The organism is Acidovorax sp. SDU_ACID1 (assembly GCF_045291395.1).
Taxonomy (GTDB): Bacteria; Pseudomonadota; Gammaproteobacteria; order Burkholderiales; family Burkholderiaceae_C; genus MR-S7.
In genome coordinates, this window is sequence record NZ_CP152342.1 from 4,775,709 (window position 1) to 4,801,656 (window position 25,948).

At 72.7% G+C, this 25,948-nt stretch carries 19 protein-coding genes and 2 pseudogenes; 13 read left to right on the forward strand and 8 right to left on the reverse strand.

The features are described 5' to 3' along the window. Nucleotides 1–4 precede the first annotated feature (4 nt). Genes AAG689_RS23250 through AAG689_RS23260 form a run of 3 tightly spaced genes read right to left on the reverse strand, consistent with a single transcriptional unit; the run spans nt 5 to nt 3,317 of the window. Complete coding sequence (locus AAG689_RS23250; protein WP_406623976.1) at nt 5–1,174, reverse strand: efflux RND transporter periplasmic adaptor subunit; 1,170 nt, start codon at nt 1,172–1,174, stop codon at nt 5–7. A gap of 35 nt (nt 1,175–1,209) precedes the next feature. Beyond that, nucleotides 1,210–2,613: an efflux transporter outer membrane subunit gene (locus AAG689_RS23255; protein WP_406623977.1), complete on the reverse strand. Its 1,404-nt coding sequence runs from the start codon at nt 2,611–2,613 to the stop codon at nt 1,210–1,212. Further along, nucleotides 2,610–3,317, reverse strand: a complete 708-nt coding sequence (locus tag AAG689_RS23260; protein WP_406623978.1) for a CerR family C-terminal domain-containing protein — start codon at nt 3,315–3,317, stop codon at nt 2,610–2,612. Before AAG689_RS23260 ends, AAG689_RS23255 begins: the two co-directional genes overlap by 4 nt. A 189-nt stretch (nt 3,318–3,506) precedes the next feature. Between AAG689_RS23260 and AAG689_RS23265 the strand changes: the two genes are divergently transcribed. From AAG689_RS23265 to AAG689_RS23280, 4 genes are all read left to right on the forward strand, one after another. Next, nucleotides 3,507–4,190 carry a GntR family transcriptional regulator gene (locus AAG689_RS23265; protein WP_406623979.1) on the forward strand — a complete coding sequence of 228 codons (684 nt, stop codon included), beginning with the start codon at nt 3,507–3,509 and terminating at the stop codon, nt 4,188–4,190. A gap of 86 nt (nt 4,191–4,276) precedes the next feature. Continuing rightward, nucleotides 4,277–5,365 carry an isocitrate/isopropylmalate dehydrogenase family protein gene (locus tag AAG689_RS23270; RefSeq protein WP_406623981.1) on the forward strand — a complete coding sequence of 363 codons (1,089 nt, stop codon included), beginning with the start codon at nt 4,277–4,279 and terminating at the stop codon, nt 5,363–5,365. Nucleotides 5,366–5,404: 39 nt separating this feature from the next. Next, complete coding sequence (locus AAG689_RS23275; protein ID WP_406623982.1) at nt 5,405–6,373, forward strand: tripartite tricarboxylate transporter substrate binding protein; 969 nt, start codon at nt 5,405–5,407, stop codon at nt 6,371–6,373. A gap of 25 nt (nt 6,374–6,398) precedes the next feature. Continuing rightward, nucleotides 6,399–6,689, forward strand: coding sequence for a putative quinol monooxygenase (locus tag AAG689_RS23280; protein WP_406623983.1), 291 nt, complete (start codon nt 6,399–6,401; stop codon nt 6,687–6,689). Between the two features lie 6 nt (nt 6,690–6,695). On the opposite strand, the gene glnE is transcribed toward AAG689_RS23280, so the two are convergent. Then, a complete protein-coding gene (gene glnE, locus AAG689_RS23285) occupies nt 6,696–9,431 on the reverse strand; it encodes a bifunctional [glutamate--ammonia ligase]-adenylyl-L-tyrosine phosphorylase/[glutamate--ammonia-ligase] adenylyltransferase (protein ID WP_406623984.1) in 2,736 nt (911 codons plus the stop codon). 106 nt (nt 9,432–9,537) lie between these two features. On the opposite strand from glnE, the pseudogene AAG689_RS23290 reads away from it, so the two are divergent. The 4 genes and pseudogenes from AAG689_RS23290 to AAG689_RS23305 all read left to right on the forward strand — a co-directional run bounded on the left by AAG689_RS23290 (nt 9,538) and on the right by AAG689_RS23305 (nt 17,334). Next, nucleotides 9,538–13,654 (forward strand): annotated as a pseudogene (locus AAG689_RS23290) (YhdP family protein). Continuing rightward, a complete protein-coding gene (locus AAG689_RS23295; RefSeq protein WP_406623985.1) occupies nt 13,651–14,466 on the forward strand; it encodes a carbon-nitrogen hydrolase family protein in 816 nt (271 codons plus the stop codon). Before AAG689_RS23290 ends, AAG689_RS23295 begins: the two are co-directional and overlap by 4 nt. 89 nt (nt 14,467–14,555) lie before the next feature. Further along, nucleotides 14,556–16,565 carry a nitrogen regulation protein NR(II) gene (locus tag AAG689_RS23300; RefSeq protein ID WP_406623986.1) on the forward strand — a complete coding sequence of 670 codons (2,010 nt, stop codon included), beginning with the start codon at nt 14,556–14,558 and terminating at the stop codon, nt 16,563–16,565. A 136-nt stretch (nt 16,566–16,701) separates the two neighbouring features. Further along, entirely contained in the window at nt 16,702–17,334 is a 633-nt protein-coding gene (locus AAG689_RS23305; RefSeq protein ID WP_406623987.1) for a response regulator transcription factor, read from the forward strand. 75 nt (nt 17,335–17,409) lie between these two features. Here the strand turns inward: AAG689_RS23305 and AAG689_RS23310 are convergent, their stop codons facing one another. Together AAG689_RS23310 and AAG689_RS23315 are read right to left on the reverse strand one after the other, a co-directional pair. Beyond that, the gene (locus AAG689_RS23310; RefSeq protein WP_020228227.1) at nt 17,410–18,057 is read right to left on the reverse strand and encodes an OmpA family protein; all 648 of its coding nucleotides are present in this window, start codon (nt 18,055–18,057) and stop codon (nt 17,410–17,412) included. Between the two features lie 110 nt (nt 18,058–18,167). Next, nucleotides 18,168–18,305 carry a hypothetical protein gene (locus AAG689_RS23315; RefSeq protein WP_020228228.1) on the reverse strand — a complete coding sequence of 46 codons (138 nt, stop codon included), beginning with the start codon at nt 18,303–18,305 and terminating at the stop codon, nt 18,168–18,170. Here AAG689_RS23315 and AAG689_RS23320 point away from each other — a divergent pair. Both AAG689_RS23320 and AAG689_RS23325 read left to right on the forward strand, forming a co-directional pair. Then, a complete protein-coding gene (locus tag AAG689_RS23320; protein ID WP_406623988.1) occupies nt 18,253–19,464 on the forward strand; it encodes a murein transglycosylase A in 1,212 nt (403 codons plus the stop codon). The genes AAG689_RS23315 and AAG689_RS23320 overlap by 53 nt on opposite strands. A 57-nt stretch (nt 19,465–19,521) precedes the next feature. Continuing rightward, nucleotides 19,522–21,405 (forward strand): DUF2868 domain-containing protein, encoded by a 1,884-nt coding sequence (locus AAG689_RS23325; protein WP_406623989.1) that lies wholly within the window; start codon nt 19,522–19,524, stop codon nt 21,403–21,405. 1 nt (nt 21,406) lies between these two features. Here AAG689_RS23325 and AAG689_RS23330 read toward each other — a convergent pair whose 3' ends face one another. Both AAG689_RS23330 and AAG689_RS23335 read right to left on the reverse strand, forming a co-directional pair. Further along, nucleotides 21,407–22,270 (reverse strand): sigma-54-dependent Fis family transcriptional regulator, encoded by an 864-nt coding sequence (locus tag AAG689_RS23330; RefSeq protein ID WP_406623990.1) that lies wholly within the window; start codon nt 22,268–22,270, stop codon nt 21,407–21,409. Between the two features lie 464 nt (nt 22,271–22,734). After that, nucleotides 22,735–23,283, reverse strand: a pseudogene (locus tag AAG689_RS23335) (GAF domain-containing protein); the annotation flags it as partial. Nucleotides 23,284–23,487: 204 nt separating this feature from the next. Here AAG689_RS23335 and AAG689_RS23340 point away from each other — a divergent pair. The 3 genes from AAG689_RS23340 to AAG689_RS23350 are packed head-to-tail and all read left to right on the forward strand — an operon-like array spanning nt 23,488 to nt 25,930. After that, nucleotides 23,488–25,014, forward strand: a complete 1,527-nt coding sequence (locus AAG689_RS23340; protein WP_406623991.1) for an aldehyde dehydrogenase family protein — start codon at nt 23,488–23,490, stop codon at nt 25,012–25,014. A 38-nt stretch (nt 25,015–25,052) separates the two neighbouring features. Next, nucleotides 25,053–25,424, forward strand: coding sequence for a pyridoxamine 5'-phosphate oxidase family protein (locus AAG689_RS23345; protein ID WP_406626395.1), 372 nt, complete (start codon nt 25,053–25,055; stop codon nt 25,422–25,424). Beyond that, complete coding sequence (locus AAG689_RS23350; protein ID WP_406623992.1) at nt 25,412–25,930, forward strand: hypothetical protein; 519 nt, start codon at nt 25,412–25,414, stop codon at nt 25,928–25,930. Before AAG689_RS23345 ends, AAG689_RS23350 begins: the two co-directional genes overlap by 13 nt. The last annotated feature ends 18 nt before the right edge of the window (nt 25,931–25,948 follow it).

Consider the following 25,948-nt stretch of genomic DNA (forward strand, 5'->3'; position numbering starts at 1 on the left):
CTCCTTATTTCGTAGCTGGTTGCGCTCGACTGGCGGGCGCTGGAGGCTGTTTTTGCTCTGATGCCGCGGCCACGCGCACCACGTCGCCGTCGTTCAGGAAGGCGCCGCCCTGCTGCACGATGCGCGCGCCGGGCTCCAGGCCTTCGGTGATCTCCACATTCGCGCCGGTGCGCTGGCCGGTCTGCACGCGGCGCATGCGCACGCGCTCGCCCTGGTCGAATGCTTCCAGCGCGAAGACGTGGCTGAACCCGTCGCGCACCACCACGGCCGACAGCGGCACCGACAGCGCGTCGCGCGCGCCCAGCAGGAATTCGCCGCGCGCGAACATGCCGGCGCGGATGTCCGGGTGCGCGGGCAGATCCACGTAGACCAGCGCGTTGCGCGTCTGCGGGTCCACCGTGGGCGCGAGCATGCGCACCGTGCCCTCCACCTGCGCGCCGCTGGCGGCGGTGACGGTGGCCCTGGCGCCGGGGCGCAGGCGCGGCAGGTCGCTGGAGGTGACCTCCGCGCGCCATTCCAGCCGGCCCTTGCGCACCATGCGGAACAGCTCCGTGCCCGCGCCCACCACCGCGCCCACGGTGGCCGTGCGCGCGGAGATCACGCCGCTGTCGGGCGCCAGCACCTGCGTGTGCTTCAGGCGCAGCTGCTGCGCGTTGAGCGCGGCCTGCGCGGCCTCCACGCGCGCCTGGGCCGTCTGCGCGGCGGTGGCGTACTGCTGGATCTGCTGCTGGCTCAAGGCGCCCGAGGCGCTGAGCGTGCGCGCCCGGTCGGCGTTGGCCTGGGCCTCGCCCAGCGCGGCGCGCGCCTCCGCCACGCTGGCGCGGGCCTGGGCCACGTCGGCCTGGATGGTCTCGGGCGCGAAGGTGGCCAGCACCTGGCCGGCGCGCACCGCGTCGCCCACGTTCACGCGCACCTCGGTCAGGCGCAGGCCGCTCACCTCGGCGCCGATGCTGGCCTCCTGCCATGCGGCCACGTTGCCGTTGGCCGGCAGGCGCTCGGCCACCGCGCCACGCACCGGCTGCGTGGCGACCACGGTGAGGGCGGGGCGCGGCGCGGCGGCGGGCGCCTCCTGCGCCGCGCGCGACGGGCCGGTGGCCACCAGCGCGCCGCCGGCGGCCAGCGCGGCCAGCACGGCCGCGGCAATGAGGGAGGAGGAAGAAGTCAGGCGTTGCATGGAAGGCATCCGTTGGAATGTCGGGGTGCAAGGGTTCAGGGCGTGGGGGCGGCTTCGGACCAGCCGCCGCCGGCGGCGCGATACAGGGCGATCCACGCGGCCATGCGCTCCTGTTCGAGCGCGACCAGCGCGGTCTCGGAGGCGAGCTGCGTGCGGCGCGCATCCTCCAGCTCCACCAGGCTGGCCATGCCGGCGGTCCAGCGCGCCTGCGTGGCCTCGAACGAGCGGCGGTAGCCGTCGGCCGCGCGGCGCGCATCGGCGCTGCGGCCGGCAGTGCTGTCCAGGCGCACCAGCGCCTGCTCCACCTCGCCCACGGCCTGGCGCACCTGGGCGTGGTAGCGCTGCACGGCGCTGTCGTAGCGTGCGCGGGCCGCGTCCACCTGCGCCGCGCGGCGCCCGCCGTCGAAGAGCGGCAGCGTCACCGCCACGGGGCCGATGGACCAGGTGTTGCTGGTGACCTCCACGCCGCCGCTGCGCACCAGGCCGCGGCCGATGGAGCCGCTGAGCGTGACGCGCGGCAGCCGCTGGGCCTGGGCGTCGCCCACCTCGGCGCTGGCGGCGGCCACCTCGCGCTCGGCGGCGTACACGTCGGGGCGCTGGGCCAGGGTTTGCGCGGGCAGGCTGCCGATGGCGAACAGCGCGTCCTGCGGACGCAGCGGCGGCGCGGCGGCCAGCTGCGCCCGCAGCGCCGGCTCGGTGCGGCCCGTGAGGGCCACCAGCGTCTTCACATCGATCTCGCACTGCAGCCGCTGCTGCGCGGCGCGCCCCAGCGCGTCGGCATGGCTGGCCGTGGCCAGCGCGGCGGTGGCGGGGGCGGTGAAGCCGGCGCGCTCGCTCTCCTGCGCCAGCCGCGCCGTCTCGCCGCGCGAGCGCGCATCGGCCTGCGCCACCGCGAGCTGGCGCATGCAGTGGTGCCAGCCGCTGTACTGCAGCGCCACCTCGGCGGCCACGGAGACGCGCGCCTCGTGCCACTGGGCGCGGGCGCCCGCCAGGCGCTCGCGCGCGGCGTCCTCCACGGCCGCATTGCGGCCGAACAGGTCGATCTCCCAGCCCGCCTGCAGCCCCGCCTGGGCCACGGTGGCGATGCCGCCCACCTGTTCGTTGAAGCCGCGGCTGGCGTTGGCCTGCGCGTCCAGCGCGGGCAGCAGCGCCGCGCGCGCCGCCACCTGCTGCGCGCGCGCCTGCGCCAGCTGCGCGCCTGCCTGGGCCACGGTGGGGCTCAGCGCCTGCGCGTCGCGCACCAGCTCGCCCAGCAGCGGGTCGGCGTGCTGCTCCCACCAGCGTGCCAGGTCGGCCACGCTGCCCTGGTGGGGCACGGGCGCGTGCCAGCCGGCGGGCGTGGGGGCCGGGGCCTGCGCGGGCGGGCGCTGCACGGCGCAGGCGGCCAGCAGCAGGGGCAGGGCGGCGAGCGCGAGACGGGAGGGACGGAAAGGCGTCATGGGGCGGGTGGGCGGCGGCGCGAAGGGGAAGAGGGGGCGGGGCGTGCCGCGCGGGCGCGGCGGCGGCGTTCGGTGGCCACCATGGCCAGCGCGAATTCGGTCAGCTGCTCGGCCCAGCGGTCCACGGCCTCGGGCGTGGCCAGCAGGTGCGGCTGCATGGCGGCCACCACTTCCTGATGGCCCCAGAGCTGGAAGGCCATGCCGGTGAGAGTCAGCGTGAGGCGGTGCAGGTCGTCGTCGGGCGCCGCCAGCCCCAGGTGGCGGCACAGCAGGGCGGCCATGGCCTCGTTGGGCGCGCGCACGTCGCGCTCCAGCTCGATCTGCCACTGCGCGGTGGGCTCCAGCATCTCGCGGATGTGCAGCCGCACCACCTGGCGCGCGATGGCGCCATGGTGCAGCGGCCCCAGGGCGCCCTGGAAGAAGCAGCGCAGCGCGGCGCGCAGGCTCAGGCCCGGGCGGGTGAAGTCGGGCACCAGCGCGTGCAGCGAGCCGAAGGAGTCGGAGAACAGCGCCGCATACAGCGCCGCCTTGTCGCCGAAGTAGTAGCTCACCGCCGCCACGTTGGCCTGCGCCTCGGCGGCGATGGCACGGATGGAGGTCTTGGCGTATCCCTGCTCGGAGAACAGCTTGAGCGCGGCCAGCAGCAGCCGCGTGCGCGTCTGGCTTGTCTCCGGACTGGACGGGGGTGGCGCGATGGTGCTCATCGCCGCGCATTACACCACGATGAATCAAACGTTTGTTTTATTTTGATGAAAATCGGCTCTAGCGCTCTTCTGGTAAGCGCAAGCAGCTATCTTTTTGGTAGTCCACGCAACTTCCCTGAAGCATTCAGGGTTATCCCTGCCGCAAGGGATTTGTGTATGGATGCATTAACGTATACATTAAATCCCGCCATGACTTCTTCCATTCCTTCGCCAACCGCCGGCACGCTCAAGGACTCGGTGTACGACACCATCCGCCGCCGCATCCTCGACAACGCCTGGCCTCCCGGGCACCAAGCCCTGGAGCAGGAAATCGCCCTGGAACTGGGCGTGAGCCGAACGCCCGTGCGCGAGGCGCTGATACGCCTGGAGCGCGAAGGGCTGGTGCAGGTGGTGCCGCGCCGCGGCATGCGCGTGCTGCCGCTGTCGGCCACGGACATGCGGGAGATCTACGAGGTGCTCACCGCCCTGGAAAGCCTGGCCGCGGAAATGGTGGCCAAGCGCCATCCGACGGCCGCCGAACTCGCGCCGCTGCAGCAGGCCACGGACGCCATGGAGGCCGCGCTGGCGCGCGACGACCTCGACGCCTGGGCTGCGGCCGACGAAGACTTCCATGCCCGGCTCGTCACCCTGGCGGGCAACCGCCTGCTGGCCGAATCCGTCTTCGGCCACTGGGACCGCGCCCACCGCGCCCGCATGTTCACGCTGCGGCTGCGTCCCAAGCCCGTCAATTCCACGCAGGAGCACCGCGCCTTGCTGGACTGCCTGCGCGCGGGCGACTCGGCCGGCGCCGCGGCCGTGAACCGGGCGCACCGCCAGCGGGCCAGCTCGGAGCTGCTCGCGATCTTCGAACGCTACCGGCTGCAGCAGGTCTGAAGCCGTCCCGCGGAGTCCGCCGGCTGCGTCCGCGCCGGCCAGGGCCGCCGCATTTCTTCGCCACTTCCACTCCCACCCATCCATCCATGAAGCAGAGTCATCACATCGCAGTGCTCGCCGGAGACGGCATCGGCCCCGAGGTCATGCGCGCGGCCGAGGCGGTGCTGGCCGCCACGGCCCGCCGCATCGGCACGGGCTTCGCGCTCGAATGGCTGCCCGCCGGCGCGCAGCACTACCAGGACACAGGCGAGGCGCTGCCCGACGCCACGCTGCGTGCGTGCGAGTCGGCCGACGCCATCCTCTTCGGCGCCATGGGGCTGCCGCACGTGCGCGGCGCCGACGGCACGGAGATCATTCCGCAGATCGACCTGCGCATGGCCTTCGACCTCTATGCCGGCGTGCGCCCCATCCGCACCTTCCCCGGCCTGCCCACGCCGCTGGCGCACCCCCAGGCGCAGCAGATCGACATGGTGCTGGTGCGGGAGAACACCGAGGGCCTGTTCTACGCGCGCGGCCGGGGCGACGTGCGCGGCGACGAGGAGGTGTTCGACACCATGCGCATCACGCGCGCGGGCACGGCGCGCATCTGCGAGTTCGCCTTCCGCCTGGCCGAGCGCCGGGCGGCGCAGCGGGGCAGCGCGGGCCGGGTGACCAATGTCGACAAGGCCAACGTGTTCGCGTCCATGGCGTTCTTCCGCAAGGTGTTCGAGGAGGTCGCGGCGCGGCATCCCGCTGTCGGGGCCGACAGCGCCTACGTCGACGCGATGGCGCTCAACCTGGTGCTCAAGCCCTGGACCTACGACGTGCTGGTCACCGAGAACATGTTCGGCGACATCCTCTCCGACCTGATCGCCGCGCTCGTGGGCGGCATGGGCATGGCGCCCTCGGGCGATATCGGCGACAAGGTGGGGCTGTTCCAGCCGGCCCACGGCACCGCGCCCGACATCGCGGGCCAGGGCCGGGCCAACCCGACCGCCATGCTGCTGTCCGCCGCGATGATGCTCGACTGGCTGGCCGGGCGCGGCGGCGACGCGCGCCTGTCCGACGGCGCGGCGCTGATCGAGCGCGCGGTGGAGCAGGTGTTCGCCACGGGGCAGGTGCGCCCCATGGAGTTCGGCGGCAGCGACGGCACGGCCGCCATCACCCGCGCGGTGGTCGCCGCGATCGACCGCTGACGGTCCTTTTTCTTCACCACTGCATCCCAAGGAGACGACATGAAACCCCTATGGAAGGCTGCGCTGGCCGCAGCCCTGGCTGCCGCATTGCCCGCCGCGGCGCTGGCCGAGGCATGGCCCGCCCGCCCCGTGAAGATCGTGGTGCCTTCGCCCCCGGGCGGAAGCACGGACCAGATCGGCCGCTCCATCGGCCAGAAGCTGGCCGAGCTGTGGAAGCAGCCCGTCGTCGTGGAGAACCGCCCGGGCGCGGGCCTGACCCTGGGCGCGGACTACGTCGCCAAGTCGCCGCCCGACGGCTACACCCTGCTGATCGGCGCGGTGCACCACTCCATCGCGCAGACGGTCTACAAGAAGCTGCCCTACAACTTCGCCACCGACCTGGCGCCGATCTCGGTGCTGGCCGTCGTGCCCAACGTGCTGGTGGTGTCCAGCAGCAACCCCGCGCGCTCGGTGGCCGACCTCGTGGCCCAGGCCAAGGCGCAGCCCGGCAAGCTGACCTATGGCAGCACCGGGGCCGGAACGGCGCACCACCTCATCGGCGAGAACTTCAACGACATGGCCGGCGTGCAGACGCTGCACGTGCCCTACAAGGGCAGCTCCCCGGCACTGGTGGACCTGATGGGCGGGCAGACGACGATGATGTTCGACACCGTGCCGTCGTGCCTGCCCCTCATCAAGGGCGGCAAGCTGCGCCCGCTCGCGGTGGCGACCGCCAGGCGCTCCTCGGCGCTGCCGGACGTGCCGACCTTGTCCGAGGCGGGCCTCAAGGGCTTCGACATCGCCACCTGGTTCGGCCTGATGGCGCCCGCCGGCACGCCGCGCCCGGTCATCGACAAGGTGCACGCGGACGTGGCCCGCATCCTGGCCGATCCCGAGATGCGCAAGCAGTGGATCGACATGGGCGCGGAGCCCGTCGCCGGCACGCCCGACGAGATGGCGCGGCAGATCAAGGACGAGATCGCCAAGTTCAGCGCGCTGGCCCAGAAGGCGCGCCTGAGCCTGGACTGAACGCAGGCAGAACAAGGAGCCCTCCATGACCCTCGCATTGGTCGTCGACTTCACCGTCCGGACGGAACACCGCGCCGATTTCGAGCGCGCGCTGGCCGAGAACGCGCGACAGACCCGCGCGGCCGAGCCCGGCTGCCAGCAGTTCGACATCTGCCGCGACCTCGCCGATGCGTCGCGCATCTTCCTGTACGAGCGCTACGACGACCAGGCCGCGATCGACGCGCACCTGGCGGCCGCGCATTTCCTGGCCTTCGACGCGCTCACGCGCTCCTGGGTGGAGCACAAGAGCGTTCGGCGTTTGGAATTGGTGGACTGAGCGGGTTCAGCCGAACACCGCGCGCCACAGCGCCAGCACCGCGTCGCGCTCGGCGGCCAGCGCGTCCTGCGGCACCCGCGTGGGCTCCTCGTTGAGGCGCGCGCGGTGCTGCACCTGGCGCAGCGTGCGGTAGGCGTCGGCGGCGGCGCGGCCCACGCCCGCGGGCAGCAGGCCGGCGGCTTCGGCGCGCTGCAGCAGGGCGATGTTGCCCACGTTGCCCTGCAGGCCGGGGTGGGCGGCGGACTGCGACAGCACGAGGTACTGCACGGCGAATTCGGCATCCAGCATGCCGCCGGGGCTGTGCTTGACCTCGAACTGCCCGGCGGGCACGGGGTGGGCGGCATACAGGCGCTGGCGCATGGCCTGGATCTCGCCGCGCAGCGCCGCCGCGTCGCGCGGGGCGGTGATGACGGCCTCGCGCACGGAGTCGAAGCGCGCGTGCAGGTCCTCGCTGCCCAGCACGAAGCGCGCGCGGGTCATGGCCTGGTGCTCCCAGGTCCAGGCGGTGTTGCTGCCGCGCCGCTCCTGGTAGTCGGCGTAGGCCTTGAAGCTCGTGACCAGCAGGCCGGAGTTGCCGTTGGGGCGCAGCTCGGTGTCGATCTCGAACAGGTCGCCCTCGCCGGTCTTCACGGTGAGCCAGTTGATGAGCTTGCGCACGAAGGCGGCATAGACCTCGGAGGCGCGCTCGTCGTCGTCGTCGAAGACGAAGACGATGTCCAGGTCGCTGCCGTAGCCCAGCTCCTTCCCGCCGAGCTTGCCGTAGCCGATGATGGCGAACTGCGGCGTGTCGCGGTGGCGGTTTCGCAGCCGGTCCCAGCACCAGCGGGCCGTGATGCGCAGCACGCTGTCGGCCAGCAGGGACAGGTCGTCGGCCACCTGCTCGACGGTGATGCGTCCCTCCACGTCGCGCGCCAGCGTGCGGAAGGTCTCGGCATGGTGGGCGCGGCGCAGCAGGTTCAGCAGGTTCTCGTCGTCGTCCTCGCCGGTGGACTGCAGCGCGGCCAGGCGCAGGCCCAGCTCGCGTTCGAAATCGACGGGCACGAAGCGCTCGGACAGCAGCGCGCCGCCGGCCAGCTCGTCGATCACGCCCGGGTGCTGCAGCATGTAGCGCGCCGGCCACTTGGCGGCGCCCAGCAGGTGCAGCAGGTGCTCGTGCACCGAGGGGCGCTCCAGCAGCAGTGCCAGGTAGCTTTCGCGGCGCAGCAGGGGCTCCAGCCAGTCCACCAGGCGCACGGCGGCGGCTTCGCTGGCCTTGCCGTCGGCCAGCCAGCGGCCGGTGCGCTGCACGATGCGCAGCAGGCGTGCGCGCGCCTCGTCGCGCAGGCCCTGCACGCGCGGGTGGGTGCGCCACTCGGCCACGCGCTCGCGCAGCCGGGGCGGCAGCTGTTCGAGCAACGCGTCCAGGTCCGGCGCGCCGGCCACGCCCGATGTGGCCGCGCGCGGGCCGCCGCAGCCGCCGCCCGTGCACTGCTTCTTCTCGGGGCCGCCGAGCAGGGTGTCGAACTCCTGGGCCACCAGCTCGCGGTGGGCGTCGAGTTCGCGCAGGAAGTCGCAGCAGCTCAGGCCCAGGGTCTGGGCGATCCAGGCCAAGTCGTCGTCGCGCGTGGGCAGCACATGGGTCTGCTGGTCGTCCAGGTACTGGATGCGGTGCTCCACGCGGCGCAGGAAGGTGTAGGCGTCGGCGAGCTGCGCGGCCGTCTCCTGCGGCATGAGGCCGGCGCGCGCCAGGCGCTGCAGCGCCTCCAGCGTGGGGCGGCAGCGCAGCTCGGGGAACTGGCCGCCGCGCACCACCTGCAGCAGCTGCACGGTGAACTCGATCTCGCGGATGCCGCCGCGCGAGAGCTTCACGTCGTTGGCGCGCCCCGGGTGGCCCGCACTGCGCTTGGCCGCATGGTCGCGGATCTGGCCGTGCAAAGCGCGCAGCGCGTCGAACACGGCGTAGTCCAGGTAGCGGCGGAACACGAAGGGCAGCACCACGCCGCGCAGGGCCTGCACCTCCGGGCTGGCGATGCAGTCCAGCGGCGCCACCACGCGGCTCTTGAGCCAGGCGAAGCGCTCCCACTCGCGCCCGTGCACCAGCAGGTATTCCTCCAGCGCGGCCAGCGAGCAGGCCGGCGGGCCGGAATTGCCGTTGGGCCGCAGCGCCAGGTCCACGCGGAAGACGAAGCCATGCTCGGTGGTGTCGCCGACCAGGCCGTAGATCGTCTTGACGGCGCGGGCGAAGTATTCGTGGTTGGAGATGCGCCCGCGCCCGTCCGGCAGGCCGGCGGTCTCGCCGTCGTGCTCGTAGATGTAGATCAGGTCGATGTCGCTCGACACGTTGAGCTCGCGCGCGCCGAGCTTGCCCATGCCGACGATCCACAGTTGCACCGGCTGGCCCTGCGGGCCCTGCGGCGCGCCGTGGCGCGCGTCCAGCTCGGCGCGGGCCTGGCGGCAGGCGCGGTCCAGCGCCAGCTCGGCCAGCCAGGTGACGGGCAGGGTGATGTCGGCCAGCGGGGCGCGGGCGTCGCAGTCCAGGGAGATCAGCCGCTCCATCACCAGCTGGCGCAGGATGCGCAGGGCCGCGCCCAGGTCGTGCCCGGCGGCCAGCAGCGCATCGCAGGTCGCGCCCAGCACGTCCCGCGTGGGCACGCCGGGCGGCAGCAGCGCGAGCTCCTGCGCGTAGCGGCGCCGCAGGCGCTGGTGGAAGCGCGAATATTCCGAAAGCGGGCCTGCAAGGGCTACGGGTTCAATCGAGGACATCTGAACGGCAAAAACGGCACGGCGCGTCCGTACAGAACGACACCGTTGGGTGCTGAACCCTCAGGAGATGGGCGGGTCATAATTCCTGCCACCCTTTTCGCCCGCCATGACAGAGCCTTTGCCCCACCCTTCCCGCTTGCTGAAATGCGTGGCGGGCTGTGCACGATGGGCGCTGGGCGCGCTGCTGGCGTTCTGGCTGCTGCTGGCGGCCGCCTGGGGGGCTGCATGGCTGGATTGTGCCGCGTATCGGCGACTACCAAGCGCAGCTCGAACGCTATGCCCAGCGGACACTAGGGGTACCCGTGCGCATCGCCGCCATCGCGGCGCGCAGCGAGGGGGTCTTTCCCACGGTGGAGCTGTCTGGCGTGGCCCTGCTGGACGCCCAGGGGCGCGAGGCGCTGCGCCTGCCGCGCGTGGTGGTGGCGCTGTCGCCGCGCTCGCTGCTGCGCCTGGGGTTCGAGCAGCTCTATATAGACAGCCCTGAGCTGGACGTGCGCCGGGCAGGCGACGGCCGCATCTTCATCGCCGGCCTGCCCTTTCGCGACAGCGCGCAGGGCGACAGCGCCGCGGCCGACTGGCTGTTCTCGCAGACCGAGGTGGCCATCCGCGGCGGCACGTTGCGCTGGACCGACGAACTGCGCGGCGCCGAGCCGTTGGCGCTCACGCAGGTGGACCTGCTGCTGCGCAATGGCGGCTGGCGCCACGGCGTGCGGCTGGACGCCACGCCGCCGCCCGAGTGGGGCGACCGCTTCACGCTCCACGGCCAGTTCCGCCAGCCGCTGCTGACCACCCACGGCGGGGCGTGGCAGCAGTGGAGCGGCCAGCTGTTCGCGCACTTCACGCGCGTGGACGTCTCCCGCCTGGAACGGCACGCCGATCTGGGCTCCCTGCGGGTGGCCCAGGGCCGGGGCGCGTTGCGCGCCTGGGTGGACGTGCGGCGCGGCGAGGTGGTGGGCGGCACGGCGGACTTGGCGCTCGCCGAGGTCAACGCCACCCTGGGGCAGGACCTCAAGCCCCTGGCGCTGCGCAGCATCGCGGGGCGGCTCGGGGGGCAATGGCTGGGCGAAGGCTTCGAGTTCTCCACGCAGGGCCTGCAGTTCACCACCGATGACGGCCTGCGGTGGCCCGGCGGCAACGTGGTGCTGCGCCACACGGGGCAGGGCCGCCCGGGCCAGGAGCAGGGCGAGCTGCGTGCCGACCGGCTGGACCTGGCCGCGCTCTCCGAGATCGCCAGCCGCCTGCCGCTGGGCGAGGCGGTGCACGGCGCGCTGGCCACCTATGCGCCGCGCGGGCTGGTGGAGGAGGTGGCGGCGAGCTGGCGCGGCCCGCTGGAGCGGCCGTCCCAATACCAGGCGCGCGGCCGCGTGGCCGGCCTGGCGCTGGCGGAGGTGCCGCCCGGCGGGGCCCCTTCCGCCATGGGTTTGAGCGGTGCGCGCGTGGAATTCGAGCTGACGCAGGCCGGCGGCCGTGCCGTGCTGGCGATGGCCGACGGCGCGCTGCTGCTGCCCGGCGTGTTCGAGGAGCCCGTCGTGCCCGTGCAGCAGCTCGGCGCCACGGTACGCTGGCAGATCGACGGCGAGCGCATCGCCGTGCAGGCGGGCGACCTGCGCTTCGCCAACGCCGATGCCCAGGGCGAGGCGCGCCTGGCCTGGCACACGGCCGATCCGGCCACGTCGCCCGCGCGCTCGCGTTTTCCCGGCGTGCTGGACCTGTCGGGCCAGCTCGCGCGCGCCGACGGCACGCGTGTGCACCGCTACCTGCCGCTGCACATTCCCGCCGAGTCGCGCCACTACGTGCGTGACGCCATCCTCGCCGGCAGCGCGAGCCAGGTGCGCTTTCGCGTCAAGGGCGACCTGCACGAACTGCCCTTCGCCCACGGCGGCCCGGGCCAAGCCAGGCCGGGCGAGTTCCACATCACCGCGCGGGTCAAGGACGTCACCTACGGCTACGTGCCGCCCGCCTTGCAGCCCCCCGGCGAAAAGCCCTGGCCTGCGCTGGTGGGCCTGGCGGGCGAGCTGGTGTTCGACCGCGCCGGCATGGCGGTGCGCGAGGCCTCGGGCAGTATCCAGGGCATGCCCCGGCTGCGCGTGCGGCAGGTGAACGCGCGCATTCCCGACCTGGAGCACACCGTGGTGGACGTGGCGGGCACCGTGCGCGGCCCGCTGGCCGACATGCTGGCGGTGGTGGGTGCCTCGCAGATCGCGCAGCTCACGCATGGCGCGCTGGACGAGGCCGCCGCCACGGGCGCGGCCGAGCTGCAGCTGGCGCTGAAGCTGCCCATCGACGCGATCGAGCGCTCCACCGTGCGCGGCAGCGTCGCCCTGGCGGGCAACGACGTGCGCTTCGTGCCCGATGCGCCCACGGTCACGGGCGCGCGCGGTGCGGTGCAGTTCAGCGAAGAAGGCTTCACCCTGGCCGGCGTGCAGGGCCGCGCGCTGGGCGGCGAGGTGCAGCTCTCGGGCGGCATGCGCGTGCCGCAGGGCGCTGCCGCGGCAGCCGGTGACTCGGGCGTGCGCGTGCGCGCCCAGGGCACGGCCACGGCCGAAGGCCTGCGCGACGCGCCGCAACTGGGCCTGCTGTCGCGCCTGGCGCGGCACGCCAGCGGCAGCGCGGCGTATGCGATGGCCCTGGGCGTGCGGCGCGGCGTGCCGGAGCTGCAGGTCACCACCGACCTGCGCGGCATGGCGCTGGACGTGCCGGCGCCCCTGGGCAAGGCGGCGCAGGAGCCGCTGCCGGTGCGCTTCGAGACGCGCCTGACGCGCGAGGCCGCAGCCTCTGCCAGCGCGCCGCTGCGCGACGATCTCACGCTGGAGCTGGGCAGCATCGGTTCGCTGGCCTACGTGCGCGACCTGGGCGAGGGCCGCGCCGAAGACCGCGCCCGGGTGCTCGCGGGCGCCATCTCGCTGGGGCTGGCCCCCGGAGAGGCCGCGCCGCTGCCCGCGCGCGGCGTGACGGCGAACGTGGCGCTGGGCGCGGTCGACGCCGATGCCTGGAGCGCGCTGCTGCAGTCGCCCGCGGCGCCCGGCGCCGCCGCGCCGGCCGGCCCGGAGCTGGACTACCTGCCCACCCAGCTGGCGGTGCGCGCTTCGTCCGTCACGCTGCAGGGCCGCACGCTGAAGGACGTGGTGGCTGGCGTCTCGCGCGCCGGCGAGGTCTGGCGCGCCAACATCGATGCCGACGCGCTGGGCGGCTACATCGAATACCACCCCGGCGGCGGCGACACGCCCCAGGGCCGCGTCTTCGCGCGGCTGTCCCGCCTGGCCGTGCCGCAGGCGGCGGACCCGCAATCGGACGCGCTGCAGGTGGACGCCCTGCTAGACGCGCGCCAGCCCGGCCAGCTCCCGGCGCTGGACATCGTGGTGCACGACTTCGAGCTGCGCGGCCGGCACCTGGGCCGCCTGGAGATCGAGGCCGTGAACCGCGCCACCGAGGGCGGGCAGCGCGAATGGCGGCTGCAGCAGTTCAACCTCTCGGCGCCCGAGGCCACGCTGACCTCCAGCGGCAACTGGGCCCTGCTGGGCGGCGCGGGCGCGCAGCGGCGCACGGTGATGAACTTCCGCATGGACATCCGCGACTCGGGCGACCTGCTCGCGCGCTTCGGCATGGAGGGCGTGCTGCGCCGCGGCAAGGGCCGCATCGAGGGTCAGGTGGGCTGGCTGGGCTCGCCGCTGTCGCCTGACTACCGCTCCATGACCGGCCTGATGAACGTCAACATGGAGTCGGGCCAGTTCCTCAAAGCCGACCCGGGCCTGGCCAAGCTGCTGTCCGTGCTCAGCCTGCAGTCGCTGCCCCGGCGGTTCGCGCTCGACTTCCGCGACGTGTTCAGCGAGGGCTTTGCGTTCGACTTCGTGCGTGGCGACGTGCGCATCGCCGAGGGCGTGGCCACCACCAACAACCTGCAGATGAAGGGCGTCAACGCTGCCGTGCTCATGGAGGGCAGCGCCGACATCCAGCACGAGACGCAGCAGCTCCACGTGGTCGTCGTGCCCGAGATCAACGCCATGACCGCCTCGCTGGTGGCCACCGCCATCAACCCCGTCATCGGCCTGGGCAGCTTCCTGGCGCAGGTGTTCCTGCGCGGGCCGCTCATCCAGGCGGCCACGCAGGAGTTCCGCATCGACGGCACCTGGGCCGACCCGCGCGTGGAGCGCGTGGAGCGGCGCAAGCCCGCCGCGCCAGTGGGCGCATCCTCTGTTCCGTCCCCCTCAGGAGAGACCTCATGAAAGTCGCCGCAGTGCAGATGGTGTCGGGCGTATCGCTGGCGGACAACCTGGCCCAGGCGCGCAGCCTGCTGGAGCAGGCCGCGCAGGCCGGTGCCGAATTGGCCGTGCTGCCCGAATACTTCGGCGCGATGGGTCTGCGCGACAGCGACAAGCTCACGCTGTGCGAGACCTGGGGCGATGGCACCATCCAGCGCTTCCTGGCCGGCGCGGCGCGGGAGCTGGGCCTGTGGATCGTGGGCGGCACGCTGCCGCTAGCTTGCGACAGCCCTGGGCGCGTGCACAACAGCACGCTGGTGTTTTCGGCCCAGGGCGAGTGCGTGGCGCGCTACGACAAGATCCACCTGTTCCGCTTCGACAACGGCCGCGAGCGCTTCGACGAGGCGCAGACCATCCAGGCCGGCCGCGAACCGGCGCGCTTCACCATGGTTGCGCGCAGCGGCACACCCTGGCGCGTGGGCCTGTCGGTGTGCTACGACCTGCGCTTTCCCGAGCTGTACCGCGCGCACGCCCGCGCCGGTGCCGACCTGCTGCTGGTGCCCAGCGCCTTCACCTGGACCACCGGCCGCGCCCATTGGGAGGTGCTGCTGCGTGCGCGCGCCGTGGAGAACCTGGCCTACGTGCTCGCCCCCGCGCAGGGCGGCCGGCACGAGAACGGGCGGCGCACCTGGGGCCACAGCATGCTGGTGGACCCCTGGGGCACAGTGCTGGCCCAGCAGGACGAAGGCCCGGCCGTGGTGCTGGGCGAACTGGACGCGGCGCACCTGGCGCAGGTGCGCGGCCAGTTGCCCGCGCTGGAGCATTGCGTGCTGTGAAATACTCAAAATTAATAGCTGCTTGCGCTTGCCCAGAAAGCGCTAGGGCCTGATTTGACTTAAAGATGGTGGTGCAACAGGAACCCCGCATGCCGCGCCGCTGGCGCCGCTGGGTGGGCGCATGGCGCCGCTGGTCGCTGTGGATGCTGCTCGTCGCACTGGTGGCCAGCATGCTGGTCACGCTGGTGTGGCTGGCGGGCCGCTACGAGGCCAGCCAGGTGCAGACCCGGCTGGAGCGCGACACGCAGGACGCCGTGGCCGACATCCGCAAGGCTTTCGCGCACAACATCCAGAGCCTGCAGGCCCTGCAGGCGCACAACCCGGACCTGGCCTCGTGGGAGTCGCGCGCGGCCGAGCTGCTGAGCGCGCGCCGCGAGCTGGCGCGCATCGAGTGGCGCGACACGCAGCTGCGCGTGCGCGCGCATTCCGAGACGCCCTACCGCCCGCTGCACTGGGACCCGGCCGCGCGCAGCGGCACGCATTCCGAGATCGCGCTGGCCTGCTCCAACGCGCGCCGCATCAGCGGGCCCTCGTATTCGAGCAGCTACTTCCAGCCCATGCCCGACGGCATGGGCGGCGAGATGCTGGAGGTCTGCCTGCCGCTGATCGACGAGGGCCGGCTGCAGGGCTTCCTCGTTGCCACCTACGCGCTGCAGACCGTGCTGGTGGACCTGGTGGCGCCCGGCCTGCAGCGCACGCAGGAGGTGTCGTTCACCGAGGCCGACGGCACGCGGCTGGCGCTGGTGGGCGCCATGCGGCGCGGCTCGCGCATGTTCACGGCGCAGCAGCTGTTCGACCTGCCCGGCACCACGCTGATCCTGCGCATGGACAGCTGGCACACCGCGCCCAGCGTGTTCCCCAACGTGCTCACGGCGCTGGTGACGGCCATGTCGATCGCGCTGGTGTCGGTGCTGGTGGTGCTGGTGCGCGACAACCGGCGGCGCCTGAGCGCCGAGCGCGACCTGGGCGACGCGCTGGCCTTCCGCAAGGCGATGGAGGACTCGCTGGTCACGGGCCTGCGCGCGCGCGACCTGCACGGGCGCATCACCTACGTGAACCCCGCGTTCTGCGACATGGTGGGCTTTTCGGCCGCCGAACTGGTGGGCCAGATCTCGCCGCTGCCGTACTGGCCGCCCGAGCATGCGCAGGAATACGGCGAGCGCCAGGTGGTGCGCATGTCCGGCGGGCTGCACCCGCCGCGCGAGGGCTATGAATCGACCTTCATGCGCAAGGACGGCACGCGCTTCCCGGTGATGATCTACGAGGCGCCGCTCATCAACGCGCACGGCCTGCACACCGGCTGGATGGGCTCGTTCCTCGACGTGAGCGAGCAGCGGCGCGTGGAGGAGCTCTCGCGCACCTCGCAGGAGCGCCTGCAGGCCACGGCGCGCCTGGCCACGGTGGGCGAGATGGCGTCCCTGCTGAGCCACGAGCTGAACCAGCCGCTGGCCGCCATCTCCAGCTATGCCAACGGCTCGCTGAATCTGCTCGAATCGCCGGGCGGGGCGCCCGATCCGCACGACCTGGACGACGTGCGCGTGGCCGTGCAGCGCATCGCCCAGCAGGCCGAGCGCGCGGGCCGCGTGATCAAGAGCGTGCACGACTTCGTGCGCCGGCGCGACCAGTCGCGCGAGAGCGTGGCCGCGCAGGACCTGTTCGACGCGGTGCTGCCCATCATCCGACTGCAGGCGCGCAAGCTGGACGTGCGCGTGGCGCTGGACATCGAGGAGGACCTGCCCCCCGCGCTGTGCGACCGCACCATGGTCGAGCAGGTGCTGCTCAACCTCGCGCGCAACGCCATGCAGGCCATGGACGATCCGCAGATCCACCCGCGCATCCTCGATTTGCGCGTGCGCCGCGCGGCCTCCAACGTCGCCCGCAGCTGGCTCGAATTCTCCGTGGCCGACATGGGCGTGGGCATCAGCGAGGATGTGGCCGCCCGCCTGTTCACGCCGTTCTACACCACGCGCGCCGAGGGCATGGGCCTGGGCCTGAGCCTGTGCCGCACGGTGGTGGAGCAGCACGGGGGCTTCATGGAACACGCGCCTCGGGCCCCCCGTGGTACGGTATTCACTTTCACGCTTCCGGCCACCCCCTGAGCGGCTGCGCCGCTTCCCCTGGAAGGGGGACGCCACCCGTGCGGCGGGGCGGCCCTTGCACGGTGGCCCTCGCCTGAAGTAGCCCGCCGCATAGACGGCCGACCGTGTTGAGCGCAAATTGATGAACTGAACCGATATGGAACCCGCATCCCACGCCACCGTGTACATCGTGGACGACGACGCCGAGGTGCGCGAGGCGCTGGCCTGGCTGCTGCGCTCGCGCCGCGTGCTCAGCGAGGCGTTCTCCAGCGCCGAGTCCTTCGAGCTCATGCTGCTGGAGCGCCCCCGCCAGCGCCAGCCCGCCTGCCTGCTGCTGGACGTGCGCATGCCCGGCATGAGCGGCCTGGCGCTGTTCGACAAGATGGTCGAGCGGGGCGACACCGCCGCCATCCCCGTGATCTTCCTCACCGGCCATGCCGACGTGCCCACGGCGGTGGCCACCGTCAAGCGCGGCGCGTTCGACTTCTGCGAGAAACCCTTTTCCGACAACCAGCTCGTGGACCGCGTGCAGGCGGCGCTGGAGCTGTCGGCCCAGCACCTGGAGGCCAGCCGCGCGCGGCACGAGTTGCAGGACCGCCTGGCCGAACTCACCGACCGCGAGCGCGACGTGATGCGCCTCGTCGTCGAGGGCCTGCCCAACAAGCTCATCGCCGACCAGCTCGACATCAGCGTGCGCACGGTGGAGGTGCACCGCGCGCGCGTGTTCGACAAGATGCAGGTCAAGTCCGCCGTGGAACTGGCCAACCTGCTGCGAACGGCCCCGCAATAGCCTTGGAATGAAAATAGCTACCAGCGCCTGTCTGGCAAGCGCTGGCAGCTATCGTTTTTGAGGCAAGGAGGGAAATCAGCCCTGCGTGCGCTCGCCCACGTAGATCTCCACGCGGCGGTTGCGTGCGCGGCCGTCGTTGGTGTCGTTGGTGGCGATGGGCTCGCGCGAGCCGCGGCCTTCCACGTGGATGCGCGCGCCGCTCACGCCCTGGCTGGTGAGGTAGTTGCGCGTGCTGGTGGCGCGGTCCATCGACAGCGGGTTGTTGATCGCGTCGCTGCCCGTGGAGTCGGTGTGGCCCACGATGCGTACCTCGGCGTTCGGGTTGTTGCGCAGCCCGTCGGCGAAGCGGTCCAGGATGGGGCGGAAGTTGGACTGGATGTCCGAGCGGCCGGTGGCGAACGAGATGTCGCTGGGAATGTCCAGCTTGAGCTGGTTGTCCGCCGTCTGCGACACGGAAACGCCCGTGCCCTGGGTGGCGGCCTGCATCTCCTGCTTCTGCTTTTCCATGCGCTGCGACCAGATGTAGGAGCCCAGGGCCCCCACGCCCGCGCCGATCACGGCGCCCGTGCCCGCGTGGCCGCCCGCGATGGCACCCACGGCCGCGCCGCCCAGGGCGCCCACGCCGGCGCCGGTGGCGGTGCGGCGTTGCGTGTCCGACATGTTGGCGCAGCCGGTGGCCAGCATGACCACGGCGACCGTGCCGATGAGAAGAGGTTTGCGCATAGAGGGCTCCTTGTGTCCAGTGAAGGAAATGATGGGCACAGCGTAGCGACCGCCGGCAGCCTCTGTCTGTAGGACGCCGTGCCAGCCGCAAGCGGGCCGGCAAACAAATGTCAATCCTTCTTGCCGGCCTTGTCCTCGGGCTCGGAGGGCGGCAGCTCGCCGCGCTGGCGGCCCGAGAACATGGTCCACCAGACGATGGCCACCAGCACCAGCAGCGCCAGCAGCGCTTCAAGCAAAATCAGCCCCATGAATTCGCCCTCCCTGCGCCTGCCGCGCCTGCTTGCAACGGCGCTGATTGTAGGAATCCTGGCAGCCTGCTCCACCCGTCCGCCGGCCCCCGCGCCCGCCCCCGCGGCGCCCCCCACGCCCGCTGCCCAGCCGCCGCTGGCCGGGCCCACGGCCGTGCCGGGCACGCTTGCGCAGTCCAAGAGCCGCTGGGTGCCCGTGGCCTGGAGCGAGCTGCCCGGCGTGGAGGAGGACGCGCTGCACGAGGCCTGGAACGCCTGGCTGCGCAACTGCGAGCGCCCCGCGCCCGCGTTCGCGCCGCTGTGCGGCGAGGTGCGCCAGCTCTCTATCGCCACCCCCGAGGAGCAGCGCGGCTGGATGGAGCGGCGCCTGCAGCCCTACCGCATCGAAACGCCGGAGGGCAGCGCCGAGGGCCTGCTCACCGGCTACTTCGAGCCCTACCTGGAGGCCGCGCGCCAGCCCGGCAACGGCTTCGAGGTGCCGCTCTACCGCCCGCCCGCCGACCTGGGCACGCGCAAGCCCTGGTACACGCGCCAGCAGATCGAGACCTCGCGCGAGGCGCAGGCCGCCCTGGCCGGCCGCGCCATCGCCTGGGTGCGCGACCCGGTGGAGGCCATGGTGCTGCACATCCAGGGCTCGGGCCGCCTACGTGTGCAGGAGGCCGACGGCTCGGTGCGCCTGGTGCGCGTGGCCTTCGCGGGCACCAACGACCAGCCCTACAAGAGCGTGGGCCGGTGGCTGCTGGACCAGGGCCTGGTGCGCGACGCCACCTGGCCCGGCATCAACGCCTGGGCGCGCGCCAACCCGCAGCGGGTGAACGAGATGCTCTGGTCCAACCCGCGCTACGTCTTCTTCCGCGAGGAGCCGCTCGACGCGCTGGACGCCGCCTTCGGCCCGCGCGGCGCGCAGGGCGTGCCGCTCACGCCCGGCCGCTCCATCGCGGTGGACCGCCAGAGCATCCCTTACGGCACGCCGGTGTGGCTGGCCTCCAGCGGCCCCACGGCGCAGCTCGCGCGGCTGGTCATGGCGCAGGACACGGGCAGCGCCATCGTCGGCGCGGTGCGCGCGGACTATTTCGCCGGCTGGGGTGCCGAGGCGGGCAAGCTGGCCGGCCGGCTCAAGCAGAACCTGCGCCTGTGGGCGCTGTGGCCAAAGCAATAGCCAAAATGGCCTCCAGTGCTTATGCACCAAGCGCCAGCAGCTATGAATGAAGGAGCATTGCCCTCTCTGCCGGTGACCGAATCCGAGCTGCGCACCGTGCTGCTCGCGCAGTCCATTGAACAGGCGGGCGCGGTCAGCCCGCCCGAGCTGGATGAAGCCCTGCGCCAGGCCGTCGCCGCGGCCCGCCAGCGCGGCGTGGCGCGCGTGGAGGTGGGTGAGGTGGTGCAGGCGCGCGCCCAGGCCCTCGTGGAGCGCGCCGGCACGCGCGACGCCGCCATCGCCGCCCTGGCCCGGCCCAGCGCGCGCCTGCGCTGGCTGGCCCGTGCCCTGCCCGTGGGCGCGCTGCTGCTGGGGCTGGCGGCCGACCGCATCGCCAACGCCCACCGCGTGGACCTGCTCTCGCCCCCGCTGCTGCTGGTGCTGGCCTGGAACCTGGCGACGTACGCGCTGCTGGCGTGGCGCGCCTGGCGCAAGCCGGCGGCGCCGGAGCTGCCCCAGGCGCTGCGCCGCTGGGCGCGGCCCGCCCGGCGCGGCCTGGCGGCGCGCGTGGCGGCGGACTTTTACAGCCGCTGGTTCGCCGCCACCGCTGCGCCGTTCGCCCAGCGCCTGGCGCGCGTGCTGCACCTGTGCGCGGCGGCCTGGGGCGCGGGCATCGCGCTGTCGCTGCTGCTGCGCGGCCTGGTCGTGCGCTACCAGTTCGGCTGGGAAAGCACCTTCCTCGACGCCGCGCAGGTGCACGCCATCGCGGCCGTGCTGTTCTGGCCGCTCACCGCGCTGTTCGGCCTGGCGCCGTTCACGCTGGAGGAGATCGCGGCCACGCAGAACTTCGCAGGGCAGGGCGCGGCCGGCAGCCGCTGGGTGTGGATGTACGTGGGCCTGCTGCTGCTCGTCGTCGTGCTGCCGCGCCTGGCCCTGGCCGCCTGGGCGCGCTGGCGCGAGGCGCGGCTGGTGCGCGGCCTGCGCCTCGACCTGCAGGACTTCGACGCGCTGCGCGCCGCCCTGCCCGGCGACGTGGTGCTGGGCGTGCTCGGCGCCAGCCCCGCGCAGGCCGAGGCGCTGCGCGCCGTCGTCGCGGCGCATGCCGAGCAGGGCACGCAGGACCAGCTGCGCTTCACCGACGCGCAGGGCGAGCCGGTGGACGCGGTCATCGCCCTAGCCGACGCGCCCGTGCCCGCTGCCTGGCAGGGCGCTCCGCTGGCTGCGCTGCCCTGGTCCGCGTGGGGCGAAAGCTGGGTGCTGGAGCCTGTGCTGTTCGAGCGCGCCACCGCCCTGCTGCCCCAGCGCAGTGCCGTGCTGGAGCGGCTGCGCTCGGCCTGGGAGGCACGCAATGAGGAGCGGTTCGAGCAGTCGCTGCAGGCCCTGGCTCGGCATCTGCGCGCCGCCGTCCTGGACCCGGCCGGCTACGCCCGGCACCTGCACACGCTGGACACCGCGCTGCGCGCGCTGCACGGCCAGCCCCCGGCGGCGCCCGAGGCGCCCGCTGCCCTGTCCGCCCCGCGCGGCGACGGCACGGCGGCGCTGGCCGTCGGCACCTCGGCAGGCGCCGCCGCCGGGGCCGCTGCGGGCGCCAAGGCGGGCGCACTGATCGACGTGGGCCTGGGCGGCCTGACCCTGGGCGCGGGCACGGCGTTGGGGGCGCTGCTGGGCGGCACCACGGCCTGGGCCGTGCGCACGCTGCAGAAGAAGAGCGCGGCGGGCGACGTTCAGCGCCATGCGGTCGAGGCGGCCTGCACCCACTACCTGGTGATCGCGCACCAGGCCCGCGTGCCGCCCGAGGACGCCCCGCGCCTGGCCGCGCGCTGGCGCGCCGAGGTCACGGGCACGGTGGCCGCCCATTGGGGTGCGCTGGAGGCAGCGCTGCGGCCCGGCGCGCCGCCCGAGGCGCTGGCGCCGCTGCTGCGCACGGTGCTGCTGGGCGTGCTGCGGCGCAGCTTCGCCTGACTCAGCCTTCGGAACGGAGATGGCGGTAGATGGTTTGCCGGCTGATGCCCAGCCGCCGCGCGGCCGCGCTCACGTTGCCGCCTGTGTCCCGCAGGGCCGCGTGCAGCGCGTGGCGTGACAGCTCCTTGAGCATGCCGGCGGCCTGGGGCGGCTGCGCGGGCTCCTGCAGCGCCAGACGCAGGTCGTCGGCCAGGTGCTGCCAGCCGATGCAGGTCTCGTGCGGCTCGCGCAGCGCGCAGGCGGTGTGCAGCGCGCTGGTGAGCTGGCGCAGGTTGCCCGGCCAGGCGTAGCGCTGGAAGGCGGCGAGCAGGTCGGGGGCGATAGGGCACGGGGTGCCCGCCGCCTCGCGCACGATGGCGGCGGCCAGGGCCGCGAAGTCGGTGCGCTCGCGCAGGGGCGGCAGGTGCACGCTGAACCCGTTGATGCGGTAGTACAGATCGCCGCGGAAGCTGCCGTCCGCCACGGCCTGCGCCAAAGGGCGGTGGGTGGCGCTCATCAGCGCGAAGTCCACCGCCACGGGGGCTCCGCCCAGCGGCACGACCTTGCGCTCCTGCAGCACGCGCAGCAGGCGGGTCTGCAGCAGCAGCGGCATGTGGCCGATCTCGTCGAGGAACAGCGTGCCGCCCTCGGCCTCGCGGATGCGGCCCGGGCTGCCGCCGCGCTGCGCGCCGGTGTAGGCGCCGGGCGCGTAGCCGAACAGCTCGGCCTCGATCAGCGATTCGGGGATGGCCGCGCAGTTGATGGCCACGAAGGGCTTGCCCCGGCGCGGCCCGCTGTCGTGGCAGGCGCGCGCGAAAACTTCCTTGCCCACGCCCGATTCGCCCAGGACCAGCAGGGGGATGGGCTTGTCCAGGATGCGGCGCACCTTCTGCGTGGCGGCGTGCCACTGCGCATCGCCGGTGTCGCGCTCGGCCAGCGCGTCCCGGGCGGGCGGGGGGCCGCGCGCGAAGGTGCGCAGGCCACTACCGTGGCGGCGGGCGCCTGCACGCGCATGTGCAGGCGCCGCCCGTCGGGCAGCTCCAGCGCCTGCGGCGCCTGTCCGGCCAGGGACAGCAGGCGCGAGAGGCGCTGCTGCAGGCGGCCTTCGAGCCGCAGCGCGGAGAAGTCGGCGGGCGCGAGATTCAACAGCCGCATGCCCTCGGGGTTGGCGCCCACCAGCACGCCGTCGTGTGTCAGCACCACGATGCCCTCGGCTGGCGTGTCCAGCCCCTCGGCCTGCGCGTGCAAATGCAGGCGCAGGTGCTGCGGGTAGCGCGCCTTGAGCCAGTTGTTCTCGATCATGCGCGCCGCGCCGTGCACCAGGCCCATCGCATGGCGCTGCGAGGCGTAGCGGTCGCCCGAGATGTCGATGGCACCGGCCACCTCGCCCTGGGCGGTGAAGATGGGCGTGGCCGAGCAGTGCAGGAAGCCGTTCTGCTCCAGGAAGTGCTCGGCGCCGCGCACCTGCAGCGCGGCGCGCTCGGCCACGGCGGTGCCGATGGCGTTGGTGCCGCGCTCGCGCTCGTCCCAGGACGCGCCGCGGCGCAGCGCCACGCGCTGGGCCTTGTCGAGGAAGGCGTCGTCGCCCAGGGTGTGCAGCAGGGTGCTGTGCGCGTCGGCCAGCACCAGCATGCAGTGGCTGCCCTGGATCTGGCCGTAGAGGTAGTCCATGACCGGCCGCGCATAGGCCAGCAGCTGTTCGTTGCGCTGCAGCACGCGGTGGAAGGCGGGACCTTCAATGGGCTCGGGCGCCGGGCCGCGCGAGAGCGGCTGCAGGCCGGCGTGCAGGCTGCGCTGCCATGAGCGCGTGAGCCGCTCGCCCAGCGCGCCGGAGGCCACAGTGCCGCACTCCACCAATTGGCGGCGGGCCTGTTGCAGGGGGTCAAAAGCTCCACGCATGCTTGTCTCCTGGCCTCTGGCGGGCACTGCGGGAAATTATAGGAACGGGGGCTGTCGCAGTCTGCAACACCGTGTTGTCACAGCCTGGCGCAGCGGCTGTGACAGCGCGCGGCGGCCGCAGGCGCGGGGGCGCACTGGCATGCGCCTTGCGTCAGCACTGGCGGCCGGCGCGGTGCCAGGCCGCAACGACAAGGAGACAAGACCATGGACATGTTCGAACTCAAGCGCTTCAACCTCGACATCGCCTACCCCTACAAACAGCAGTACGACAACTTCATCGGCGGCAAGTGGGTCGCGCCGCTGGCGGGCCGGTATTTCGACAACGTCTCGCCCATCACCGGCAAGCCGTTCTGCCGCGTGGCGCAGTCGGACGCCGAAGACGTGAACCTGGCGCTGGACGCCGCCCACGCTGCGCAGGACAAGTGGGCCAAGACGCCGGTGGCCGAGCGTTCCAACATCCTGCTGCGCATCGCCGACCGCATGGAGCAGAACCTGGAGCTGCTGGCGATCGCCGAGACCATCGACAACGGCAAGCCGCTGCGCGAGACCATGGCGGCCGACATCCCGCTGGCCATCGACCACTTCCGCTACTTCGCGGGCTGCATCCGCGCGCAGGAAGGCGGCATCTCCGAGATCGACGAGCACACCGTGGCCTACCACTTCCACGAGCCCATCGGCGTGGTCGGCCAGATCATCCCGTGGAACTTCCCGCTGCTGATGGCCGCGTGGAAGCTGCCGCCCGCGCTGGCCGCCGGCTGCTGCGTGGTGCTCAAGCCCGCCGAGCAGACGCCTGCCTCGATCATGGTGCTCATGGAGCTGATCGGCGACCTGCTGCCGGCAGGCGTCATCAACGTGGTCAACGGCTACGGCAAGGAGGCGGGCGAGGCCCTGGCCACCAGCCCGCGCATCACGAAGATCGCCTTCACCGGCTCCACCGCCGTGGGCCAGCGCATCCTGCGCGCGGCGGCCGACAGCCTGATCCCCTCCACCATCGAGCTGGGCGGCAAGAGTCCCAACATCTTCTTCGCCGACGTGATGGACGCGGACGACGACTTCCTGGACAAGGCCATGGAGGGCTTCTCCATGTTCGCGCTCAATCAGGGCGAGGTCTGCACCTGCCCCTCGCGCATGCTGATCCAGGAGTCGGTCTACGAGCGCTTCATCGAGCGTGCCGTCAAGCGCGTGCAGGCCATGAAGCAGGGCCACCCGCTGGACAAGAGCACCATGATCGGCGCGCAGGTCTCGCAGCAGCAGATGGAGCGCATCCTGGGCTACATCAGCCTGGGCCAGGAGGAAGGCGCGCAGTGCCTGACCGGCGGCGAGCGCAACCGCCCCGGCCAGGAGATGGACGACGGCTTCTTCGTCAAGCCCACGCTGTTGTTCGGCAACAACCAGATGCGGGTGTTCCAGGAAGAAATCTTCGGCCCCGTGGCTTCGGTGACCACCTTCAAGACCGTGGAGGAGGCCATCGCCATCGCCAACGACACCATGTACGGCCTGGGCGCGGGCGTGTGGACGCGCAACGGCACGCAGGCCTACCAGATGGGCCGCGCCATCAAGGCCGGGCGCGTGTGGACCAACTGCTACCACCTCTATCCTGCGCACGCGGCGTTCGGCGGCTACAAGCGGTCGGGCATCGGGCGCGAGAACCACAAGATGGCCTTGTCCAACTACCAGCAGACCAAGAACCTGCTGGTGAGCTACAGCCCCAAGGCGATGGGGTTCTTCTGACAGGGGAGGCCGCACGCCTAGTCGTCCTCCAGCCCTGGCTGGAGGCGCGGGCGTTCTTCCTCGTCGGCTCGGCCAGCGCGGCGGGCGCATGCGACTGCTCGTACCGCGGCCAGGGCGACGGGCCGCTGCTGCGCGTGCAGGGGGCCGAGGTGGTCTTCCCCGACTACCCCGGCAACAACCTGTTCAACACGCTGGGCAACCTGATCGAATGCGATGCCATCGCGCTGCTGTTCGTGGACTTCGACGCGCGCCGCAGCGTGCTGCTGCAGGGCCGCGCGCGCATCGGCGGGGCGCTGCCCGACTGGCCTGGCGCGCCGCGCAGCGTGGCCGTGTGCGTGGAGCTGGTGAGCGAGCGGGACGAGCCCGGGCTGCCGCGCCTCGTGTGGAAGGAGCCGCCATGCGCATCGTGAACGGCACCGAGGCCGTGTTCCACGCGGGCGAGCGCGAGGCACACCGCCGCTTCGGCGTGGAAGAGCTCGCGCGCGAGATGCAGGGCACCATCGCCCCGCAGCTGAGCGCGGGCCAGGCGCGCTTCATGGACGCGCAGGCGTTCTGCTTCATCACCGTGCGCGAGCCCTCGGGCGCGCTCTGGTCCCAGGTGCTGCCGCGCGTGGAGACGCCGCAGGGCATCTACCCGCTGCTGGCCTTCGGCGACGCTCGAACCTTCCACTTCCTGGCCGACACGGAGCGCGATGCGCGGCTGCTGGCTGGCGCGGGCGGGGCGGCGGGCCTCGTCTTCGTGGACTTCGCGCGCGGCGCGCGCCTGCGCGTCAACGGCGATCTGGACGTGGTGGATGACGCGGTGCTGCCGGGCTTTCGCAGCCCGCCGGGCCACCGGCTCATGCAGCTGCGCGTGGCCCAGGCCTATGCCAACTGCCCGGCGCGCATCGTGCGCATGGCGCTACCGAAAGAATAGCTGGTTGCGCTTGCTGCC

Coding starts and splice junctions, on each gene's coding strand:
- AAG689_RS23280 (WP_406623983.1), top strand. CDS start 6,399: ATGACCCTCGCATTGGTCGTCGACTTCACCGTCCGGACGGAACACCGC.
- AAG689_RS23255 (WP_406623977.1), bottom strand. CDS start 2,613: ATGACGCCTTTCCGTCCCTCCCGTCTCGCGCTCGCCGCCCTGCCCCTG.
- AAG689_RS23340 (WP_406623991.1), top strand. CDS start 23,488: ATGGACATGTTCGAACTCAAGCGCTTCAACCTCGACATCGCCTACCCC.
- AAG689_RS23270 (WP_406623981.1), top strand. CDS start 4,277: ATGAAGCAGAGTCATCACATCGCAGTGCTCGCCGGAGACGGCATCGGC.
- AAG689_RS23350 (WP_406623992.1), top strand. CDS start 25,412: ATGCGCATCGTGAACGGCACCGAGGCCGTGTTCCACGCGGGCGAGCGC.
- glnE (WP_406623984.1), bottom strand. CDS start 9,431: ATGTCCTCGATTGAACCCGTAGCCCTTGCAGGCCCGCTTTCGGAATAT.
- AAG689_RS23260 (WP_406623978.1), bottom strand. CDS start 3,317: ATGAGCACCATCGCGCCACCCCCGTCCAGTCCGGAGACAAGCCAGACG.
- AAG689_RS23310 (WP_020228227.1), bottom strand. CDS start 18,057: ATGCGCAAACCTCTTCTCATCGGCACGGTCGCCGTGGTCATGCTGGCC.
- AAG689_RS23320 (WP_406623988.1), top strand. CDS start 18,253: ATGGCCACCAGCACCAGCAGCGCCAGCAGCGCTTCAAGCAAAATCAGC.
- AAG689_RS23250 (WP_406623976.1), bottom strand. CDS start 1,174: ATGCAACGCCTGACTTCTTCCTCCTCCCTCATTGCCGCGGCCGTGCTG.
- AAG689_RS23275 (WP_406623982.1), top strand. CDS start 5,405: ATGAAACCCCTATGGAAGGCTGCGCTGGCCGCAGCCCTGGCTGCCGCA.
- AAG689_RS23315 (WP_020228228.1), bottom strand. CDS start 18,305: ATGGGGCTGATTTTGCTTGAAGCGCTGCTGGCGCTGCTGGTGCTGGTG.
- AAG689_RS23305 (WP_406623987.1), top strand. CDS start 16,702: ATGGAACCCGCATCCCACGCCACCGTGTACATCGTGGACGACGACGCC.
- AAG689_RS23300 (WP_406623986.1), top strand. CDS start 14,556: ATGCCGCGCCGCTGGCGCCGCTGGGTGGGCGCATGGCGCCGCTGGTCG.
- AAG689_RS23295 (WP_406623985.1), top strand. CDS start 13,651: ATGAAAGTCGCCGCAGTGCAGATGGTGTCGGGCGTATCGCTGGCGGAC.
- AAG689_RS23265 (WP_406623979.1), top strand. CDS start 3,507: ATGACTTCTTCCATTCCTTCGCCAACCGCCGGCACGCTCAAGGACTCG.